Raw genomic sequence first — 1,893 nt, forward strand, 5'->3', positions numbered from 1 at the left:
GGTTCCCGGCTCCTCGGTGTGATGAGCGGGGGGATTGGATTTTTGATCCTGAAAGGTATCCGGAGAGTCCTGCGTTTACGGGTGATGCAGGATATCCCGTGGATGAATAGTCGTCTTGAGGTTCAAGCTGGGTTTTTGCGTCCTATATACCTAGTCCTTTTGAGGATTTTGGAACTACCATAAGAAGTTGGCGCAGGGTAAAGAACCTAGCCTGCAGCAGTACCGGTTTAGTTCTTATGCTGAGTCGCGGTTGTTATCGGCTGCGTTGTGTTCGGTGATGGATTCGGTAGATAAGGCTGGTATGACTGAGGTTGTGCGCTCGGGGATGACTCATATGGTTGAGTAGCCATCAGAATAGGTCGTCAGGTATACCGTCTACTGAAGAGAACTTAGACTTGGTCTATATAAGTCTGAAATAGACGGGTCTAGCTTGAGATGACAGCGACGGCTGAAGAATCAGTACGAAATCTTTATCCGAATCATCTAAGGATAAGGTGATGACATACAAATGTGAATATAAAGATGCGTTCATTGTTCCGGTGTTCACTCAGGAGAGCGGGTACTGGGAGAAAATCATGAAGCCTCGCCTGCAGGAACAGGGGTGGTTTATTGTTGAGGTGAATTGTGCTGGTGTAGATACCTCGCATGAACTCGGGCGTAGGCTTTTACGAGCGCTTGGGTTTAACATTGCTCCAGATCAGTGGGTGAACGGTTTCTGGGTTATGAATGCTGTTGAGGAAGCTGATTGGAATGATATGCGTCAGGGACTTTTTGTATTCTATGAGAACTTTGAAGATCTTTTTAGTGTGCGGGAAGAGTGTTCGCCTTTTTATGCCCCGGAGTATGCGCTTCAATTAGCTGAACGTATGAGCTACTTCTATTCTGATCTTCGTGGGTATATTTACGAGCAGTATCCTGTGGTGGTGGGGTACGGCGTTGGTCTTCCCACCTCGTATCTCCCACAGTTTGAGGAGCTGATGGGTGCTGAGAACGTGATGATTGCAGGTAAAGGTGTGCGGTATCCATGGTCTGATTTTGAAGAAGAACAGCGGAGGAATTTCCCGAACGGCGCCCCGGACCCTCTCTACGATAAGACAGGTCAGCTCTTTGGTGGGGTTATTAACCATGATCCGCAGGCTACGGGTATCTATGTTGCTGATCCTCGGTATTATCCTGAATCACCGTTTTATGACCTTGTTCTTGCCTCGAAAGTGCACCTGGTGCATAGCAAGTTTGACGATCCCGAATAATCGATCATGTTCTTTTTGAGTTTAGTTGTCCGTAGCTTATAGCGAAGTTACGGACAACTAATTTTCTATATCTTTATGCCTGTCAATAAATAAGAAAGCTACGGAGGCTGTTCTGCCGCAACTGCTGTTGAGGGGAACCCTATCACGTATACGGAAATGGATTTCATGGCTCCTCAACCGAAGATTGGTGAAAACGGTAGAGTTGAGTTGAAGCCTAACGGGAAGCCTGAGACGACTCGTGGTGATGACCGGTTGATAGTGGGGAGTAATGGCAGTATCTATTACAGCCCGGATCATTATCACACGTTTATCCTGATAGTAGAGTAAGGGAGAAAAATAACCATGGCTTACAAACAGTTACGGTCTGCTGAGGAATTCATTGCCCCTGTGTTTATCCGTGAGGATGGGTACTGGGAGAACCATATGCTGCCCTATCTAGAAGCAGAGCGATGGGCTGTCATGACTGTTGATTGTGCTGGGGTGGTATCGTACATGGACTTCGCCAGGCGGTTCGTTAAAACTATCGACCCCTACTACAGTTTTCCCGAAGGTTTCAATATGCGTTGGGCATCCGAAGAAGCATGCTTGATTAGGGATAGGGATATGCGTCAGGGGCTTTTCGTTTTGTATAAGAATTTTGAGC

The 1,893-nt window shown here is 47.0% G+C and carries 2 protein-coding genes and 1 pseudogene; all 3 read left to right on the forward strand.

Features of this window, described 5'->3' with window-relative positions; translation table 11 throughout:
- Positions 1-187: 187 nt before the first annotated feature.
- Entirely contained in the window at positions 188-346 is a 159-nt protein-coding gene (locus HMPREF2981_RS10855) for a hypothetical protein (RefSeq protein ID WP_160311911.1), read from the forward strand.
- Positions 347-497: 151 nt separating this feature from the next.
- Positions 498-1,250, forward strand: coding sequence for a hypothetical protein (locus HMPREF2981_RS02960; RefSeq protein WP_070660698.1), 753 nt, complete (start codon positions 498-500; stop codon positions 1,248-1,250).
- A 342-nt stretch (positions 1,251-1,592) separates the two neighbouring features.
- A pseudogene (locus HMPREF2981_RS02970) lies at positions 1,593-1,893 on the forward strand (hypothetical protein); the annotation flags it as partial.

It is taken from the genome of Rothia sp. HMSC069C01, assembly GCF_001814655.1.
GTDB classification, from domain to species: Bacteria; Actinomycetota; Actinomycetes; order Actinomycetales; family Micrococcaceae; genus Rothia; species Rothia dentocariosa.